We start from the raw sequence: 6428 nt of genomic DNA on the forward strand, positions 1-6428 counted from the left end.
GATGCCGCATTGCACTCGTGCTGTCGTCGCTGCTCGTGACAGCGTGCCAGACGATGCCGGACAGCTACACCGCGCAGTTCCAGAGGGAAGGCGAGCCGCCCGCCTACATCGACGGGCACGCTGATGGATGCCGTAGTGGACTGAGCGCAGCAGGCAACCCGTACGTCCAGGCGACCAAAGACCCGACCCGCTTCGCGCAAGACTCGATGTACGCGCAGGGCTGGAATGACGGATTCTCGACATGCAAGGAATGGTACAAGCCCTTCTGACTACATCGCTGATGTGAGGACATACAGATCGCACGGGCGTGCGTCCGCCGATCAGCACGCCGCTGGAGAGCAGCTATGCAAATCGATGCGTTTATGCGAGGCGCAGCATCGAGATTCACCGAACCGTCGACCTTTCGTGGCGCCATCTCGAAGATAACATTTGATCATGGAGCGGCCCTTCGAGCGGCAGAGTGGTAGTGACCTCTTTTAAAGTTGTGGGCTTGATCCGGCAGACGAAGTCTGGCTGGCTCAGTTCGGCCATGAGCAGGCCCCTCGATTCCACCGCCCGGTTGGGGCGCAGCAGCCCCGTCCCAAGTTGGAAGGAGCCAAAACGTGCAAGTCAAACGGGTAGTTGCCAACTTCAAGGCGCTCGATCTTGATCGGGCTCGGGCGTTCTATCGAGATATCCTCGGCCTCGAGCTTTTAATGGACCACGGGTGGGTCCAGACCTATGGTTCTCAGACCGAGATGACCATTCAGGTGAGCTTCGCCGCAGAGGGAGGTTCCGGCACGCCAGTACCGGACCTATCGATTGAAGTAGACGATGTGGACGCAGCACTTGAGCGCATGAAGGCTGCGGGCTTTGCCATCGAATATGGTCCGGTCGACGAACCTTGGGGCGTCCGTCGGTTCTTCGTTCGCGACCCATTCGAGAAACTGGTCAATATCCTTGCGCACACCTGAGCGCCGTCCACGGGTTGTGCGGAATCGAAGAGGAATTGAACGTCCGCTTCGGAGCGCCGCGAATTTCCGCTTCGGGTCGCTCTATGCCGCTTGCATGAAAAGCCGCGCCCGCGGCGATCGCCAGGCTTGGTCGTCGGGCGCTAGCCGGCCAGAAGCCGTCGGCAGTTCCATCTTCGAAGCTGACGCTCAAACGACTGCTCCCCTCAGAAATCTGACGGCAGGTCTCTTTTCGGACCTCGGCCTTAGCAGTCAATGGCCCATTAAAAAGAAATGGCCGGTTCTGCATCCAGACCGGCCATTTGCTATTTGACTCTGAGAACGGCTGGCAGGGGGCACGTCAGCACGACCATACCGTCGTGACGCTCATGGACCTGCGACGGGCAGGTGTTGGCGCTGTGGCGAATTGTCCTATAGCCCGCCGGTCTACATTTGTGATCACAACATCAACATTTTTTGCCGTTATGATGCCTCAATTCCTATTTTTGTGATCATATCGAAAGTGATTATGAATGACGCTTTGAGCAACTTCCTGACCCAGCACCGCATCCGTGAGGTGGAGTGTGTCATCCCCGACATGACGGGCATCGCGCGCGGCAAGATCCTTCCGCGCGATCTGTTCACGGCGTCGGGCGAGATGCGCATCCCCAAGAGCGTGCTGCTCAACACCGTGAACGGGCAACAGCCCGACAACGGCCCCTTCGTGGGCGATACCGACCCCGACATGGTCTGCAAGCCCGACGCCGCCACCGTGCGCATCGTGCCCTGGGCAGCCGAACCGGTGGCCGTGGTCATCCACGACTGCCTGGAGTGGGACGACCAGCCGGTGCAAATCTCGCCCCGCGCGGTACTGCGCCGCGTGCTGGCGCTGTACGAAGCACGCGGCTGGCAGCCCATCGTGGCGCCCGAGATGGAGTTCTATCTGGTGGCGCGCAATCAGAACCCGCACGAGCCTCTGCAGCCGCCGCTGGGGCGCACTGGAAAGCCCGAGGTGGGGCGGCAGAGCTACTCCATCGACGCGGTGAACGACTTCGATCCCTTCTTCATGGAACTCTCCGCCTTCTGCGACGAGCACCAGCTAGGCGTGGAAACGCTGATCCACGAGGCTGGCCCGGGGCAGATGGAGATCAATTTCAGCCACGGCGAACCGCTTGACCTGGCTGACCGCGTTTTCCTGTTCAAGCGCACTGTGCGCGAGACGGCGCTGCGCCACGGCGTATTTGCCACTTTCATGGCCAAACCCATGGAGGGCGAACCCGGCAGCGCCATGCACATCCATCAGAGCATCAACGACGGCGAAGGCCGCAACATCTTCAGCCACACCGACGGCACAGCCAGCGAACACTTCCACCACTTCATCGGCGGACTGCAAACCTATATCCCGCAGGTGATGCCCATGCTGGCGCCCTACGTCAATTCATACCGGCGGCTGGCGCCCTACATGTCGGCACCCATCAATGTGCGCTGGGGCCAGGACAACCGCACCTGCGGTATCCGCGTCCCCAAGTCCGGCCCCGGCGCCCGCCGGGTTGAAAACCGGGTGCCCGGCGTTGACGCCAATCCCTATCTGGCAATGGCCGCCACGCTAGCCTGCGGCTACATCGGCATGCGCGACCGCCTGCATCCCAGCGAGCCCACCGACGGCAGCGCCTGGAACGTCGCTCACGAACTGCCGCGCCACCTCGAAATCGCTATCGAGGCCATGCGCGCCTGCGATACCATGAAGGAGGTACTGGGCGAAACCTTCGTCGACGCCTTCTGCGCCGTGAAGGAACTGGAATTTTCCACCTACAACCGGGTAATCAGCTCGTGGGAACGAGAGCACCTGTTACTGCTGGTATGAGAAGCCCGCAATGAACCACACCATTCAACATACCGGCATTGAGCGCGAACGCGTACAGGCCTTGCTCGCACGCGAACGCGCCGAGTACGCGCAACGCAACCCGAAGTCGCAAGTGATGTCCACACGCGCCGCGCCGCAGCTGATGTTCGGCGTGCCGCTGCACTGGATGAACGACTGGTCCACGCCTTTCGCGCTGCACGTGGCCCAGGCCCAAGGGGCACAGCTCACCGACGTGGACGGCCACACGCTGGCCGATTTCTGCCTGGGTGACACCGGCGCCATGTTCGGCCATTCGCCCGCCGTCGTTGCCGAGGCATTGGCGACCCAGGCACGTCACGGCCTGACCACCATGCTGCCCAACGAAGACGCATCCGTCGTGGGTGAATTGCTGGCTCAGCATTTCGGACTGCCGAAATGGCAGTTCGCCATGACCGCCAGTGACGCCAACCGTTTCTTGCTGCGCTGGGTACGGGCCGCCACTGGGCGGCGTACCTTGCTGGTGTTCAACGGCTGCTACCACGGCACGGTCGATGACGTCTTCGTCGATCTGGTGGACGGCCAACCCACGCAACGCGCCAGCCTGCTGGGCCAGGTGCACGATCTCACCGCCACCACGCGCGTAGTGGAATTCAACGACCTGGCCGCGCTGGCCCTGGGTGACGTGGCCTGCGTTCTGGCCGAGCCGGTGATGACCAACATCGGCATGGTGCTGCCCGAACCGGGCTACTGGGCACAGGCGCAAGACATCATCCGCCGCCACGGCAGCCTGCTGGTACTGGACGAGACCCATACGCTCAGCAGCGGCCCCGGCGGCTATACGCGCGCTCACGGCCTGCAGCCCGATGCCGTGGTAGTGGGCAAGGCACTGGGCGGCGGCATGCCGTGCGCGGCCTATGGCTTCAGCGCCGCGCTGGCCGAGCGCGCCGAGGCCGCCAAGCGCGCGGCACCGTCGGGCCACTCGGGCATCGGCACCACGCTTACCGCCAACTCGCTGGCCACGGTGGCGATGCGCGCCACCCTCACCCACCTGATGACACCTCAGGTCTTCGCCCCCATGCACGCCCTGGCCGAGCAACTGGCCGCTGGGCTGCGCACGATCATCGCCCGCCACAGCCTGCCCTGGTGCGTCACCCAGGTGGGCGCCCGGGCGGAGTTCCAGTTCTGTCCGCAGCCGCCGCGCAACGGCAGCCAGGCCGAGGCGGTCATGGATGCCGAGCTGGAGCACGCCCTGCATCTGGCCTTGCTGAACCGCTGCGTGCTGATCACTCCTTTTCACAATATGATGCTCGTTTGCCCTGACACTACCCAGATGCACGTGCAGCGCCTGCTCACAGCATTCGACGCTGTGCTGACTGCGCTCACCGCCACTACCGATTCATGAGTAACGACATCGAATCCACCACCACTCAGCAAGACACTACCTACGCCACGTTGCGGCAATGGGTGACCGTAGGCCGCTTCCTTCCCGGCGAGCGATTGAAGATCCGCAACGTGGCAGCCGAGATGGGGGTAGGTCAGATGCCGGTGCGCGCCGCGCTGCAGCGTCTGGCTGCTGAAGGTGGGCTGGTGAACGTGCCCAACGCCGGAATGATCGTCCCCAAGCTCACGCTGCCCGAGTTCGACGATCTGTTGCAAATGCGCATGCTGCTCGAAGGCGAGGCCGCCGAGCGCGGCTGCCTGAGGTTGGAGCCGGCCGAACTCGCCACGCTGCACAAGCTTTGCCAGCGCATGGCGAAGGCGTTGAAAACCCCAACGGATCACCCGCCTCGCGCCAGGACGCCCGAGGGAGGCAAACAAACGCTGAAGCAGCCCGCCGTTTCTTTGAAGACCGACCAAGCCACCGATTACCTGGCCGCCAACGAAGACTTCCATGTCCTGCTCTACAAGGCGGCCGGCTCGCCCTTGCTGTTCGACCTGATCGATACGCTGTGGCTGAAGGCCGGCCCAATCTCGAACCGCCTCTTCGACACGTCCGAAGCATCGGCCGTGTTGAACGACGCCCACGAAGACCTGATGGATGCGCTGGACAGGCGGGATGCCGCCGCGGCGCGGCGAGCAGTGGAGCGCGACATCTTCGTGGCGGGACAGTTTCTGAGGGCAACCCTAAAACGCGATTGACCGCGGACGCGACGGCCGGCATGGTCGGCGCAAATGTCGTCTTACGGGGGAGACCGCTATACGCTGCTCAGCGGTCGTTCGCGGGTATGCGGTTCACCGACGCGTTGTCTGTGGACCATCGCTTCGAGGGACAGCTCAACTCTGGAAGCTGCCATTGGAATTCCTGATCCCCCTCCGGCTGCATTGGGTCGATATGAGGCGTCGGCTCGACGTCCCGAGCATAAGGTCCGATGCTTCGATCGGACGAATCATGCTCACCCTACCGAGGCGGTCGTTTTTGCATCGATATCGGCGAGCTTGACGATGCGAATGGCTGTGGCCCGAGCAATTCCTCAGAGCAGCCCGTATAGGCGCAGAAGTGGCCGAAGTCGACCATCGCAGCAAAGCCACGATCATTCGGTACGAGCGGCGTGGCTTCGAGCAGGTTCTCCAAAAGCTGGACGGGTTTCTGATAGCACATGATGACCTCCGGGCGAAGAATCTGCCAGAGCAAGGCAGATTCCCGATCGCACTTGTCGTCGGCTTCCGTCTCCATCCGTAACCGCCAAACTCTAGCGTCTGGCTGGCGCAGTGTCCCTGGTCAGCCATAGAATTGATTTGTCCGCATCCACGAGTGGACAGTTAGATCGGCCCGTCGTTCGCGGCGGGCTTTTTTTCGCGCTGAGCTTCTACGGTCTTGCCGATAGCGGCTCCGCGTAGTCCCGCAGTAACGGGCGTGCCTCTCGTGGCTGCGGGACCATGCTGGTGTCGCCGCCGATGTCGGTCAGCGTGTTGCCGTTGCCCGCGATGCGCACGCACGTACAGCCGAGCGCGCAGACGATCGCCACGACGCCGGCGGACACGATCACGCACAGCAGCGCGGAGCGCAGCGCGCGCACGAGATCGGGTTTCATGACTGAGGCAACTGCGGCCAGTCGATGTCGAGCGGGAACCCGGCCTGCTGCGGTATGTCGCGCAATGCCTGACGATACGCGTAGAACGTATTAAATCTGTCTCAACTGCGGAAATAAATGTGTCAACTCGCGTCGGCGGGACGACGTTGCAACTAACCGTCAGTCCCCGTAACGGCTCCCAATCGCTTTGCCACAAACCGTCCTGCAAGGACGAGGGCAGATTTGCCGCCCCGTCGACGCCGACGAACTGCGACCATTACCCGTTCGGCCCACCGCGGGTTGCGCTGCCGAGCCGTAGAAGCACTCGATCCTGGATCGCGCGGCGCTCTTGCCGTCGCATCGCCGGCGTCGTTGAACGGACCGGGAGGAGCCCGTAGCAGAAATGCGAACGACACCAGACGCAGCGGAATGGCGCTTCGATTACGCTGCTGTTGATAATGAATGGACTTTCGCGGCGACATTGCGGGCATAGCGTCCGCAGTCGTTGCGGATGGGCCGCACAGTAATCCTCGTCCGAAAGCTGATGAAGCACGCTATGGTAGCCGTGAGCCGCGCACTGTCGGCAATACCTGAAAGCCGCGTAGTACTGTTCGCGCGGCATCATCTCGAGCAATGATGTGCGCA

Annotated in this window: 7 protein-coding genes and 1 pseudogene; 5 read left to right on the forward strand and 3 right to left on the reverse strand. The window is 62.6% G+C overall.

Features of this window, described 5'->3' with window-relative positions; all coding sequences use genetic code 11:
* The 5 genes from GCT19_RS43120 to GCT19_RS40500 form a co-directional block, all read left to right on the forward strand.
* Positions 1 to 269, forward strand: a 269-nt coding sequence (locus tag GCT19_RS43120) for a hypothetical protein (RefSeq protein WP_193727523.1), incomplete at its 5' end; no start/stop codon positions are given.
* A gap of 333 nt (positions 270 to 602) precedes the next feature.
* On the forward strand, positions 603 to 953 hold the full coding sequence (locus GCT19_RS40480; protein ID WP_018437021.1) for a VOC family protein: 351 nt from the start codon (positions 603 to 605) through the stop codon (positions 951 to 953).
* A gap of 505 nt (positions 954 to 1458) precedes the next feature.
* Positions 1459 to 2793: a glutamine synthetase family protein gene (locus tag GCT19_RS40490; RefSeq protein ID WP_018437020.1), complete on the forward strand. Its 1335-nt coding sequence runs from the start codon at positions 1459 to 1461 to the stop codon at positions 2791 to 2793.
* A 10-nt stretch (positions 2794 to 2803) separates the two neighbouring features.
* Positions 2804 to 4174: an aspartate aminotransferase family protein gene (locus GCT19_RS40495; RefSeq protein WP_152854984.1), complete on the forward strand. Its 1371-nt coding sequence runs from the start codon at positions 2804 to 2806 to the stop codon at positions 4172 to 4174.
* Positions 4171 to 4911 (forward strand): GntR family transcriptional regulator, encoded by a 741-nt coding sequence (locus tag GCT19_RS40500; protein WP_018437018.1) that lies wholly within the window; start codon positions 4171 to 4173, stop codon positions 4909 to 4911. The genes GCT19_RS40495 and GCT19_RS40500 overlap by 4 nt, the downstream gene beginning before the upstream one ends.
* A 259-nt stretch (positions 4912 to 5170) precedes the next feature.
* Here GCT19_RS40500 and GCT19_RS40505 read toward each other — a convergent pair whose 3' ends face one another.
* From GCT19_RS40505 to GCT19_RS40515, 3 genes and pseudogenes are all read right to left on the reverse strand, one after another.
* Positions 5171 to 5446: a hypothetical protein gene (locus GCT19_RS40505; RefSeq protein ID WP_018437017.1), complete on the reverse strand. Its 276-nt coding sequence runs from the start codon at positions 5444 to 5446 to the stop codon at positions 5171 to 5173.
* A 133-nt stretch (positions 5447 to 5579) separates the two neighbouring features.
* Positions 5580 to 5804, reverse strand: a complete 225-nt coding sequence (locus GCT19_RS40510) for a hypothetical protein (protein WP_018437016.1) — start codon at positions 5802 to 5804, stop codon at positions 5580 to 5582.
* Positions 5801 to 5881, reverse strand: a pseudogene (locus GCT19_RS40515) (phage tail assembly chaperone); the annotation flags it as partial. The gene GCT19_RS40510 and the pseudogene GCT19_RS40515, both read right to left, overlap by 4 nt.
* Positions 5882 to 6428 lie beyond the last annotated feature (547 nt).

Source organism: Paraburkholderia atlantica (assembly GCF_009362785.1).
GTDB classification, from domain to species: Bacteria; Pseudomonadota; Gammaproteobacteria; order Burkholderiales; family Burkholderiaceae; genus Paraburkholderia; species Paraburkholderia atlantica.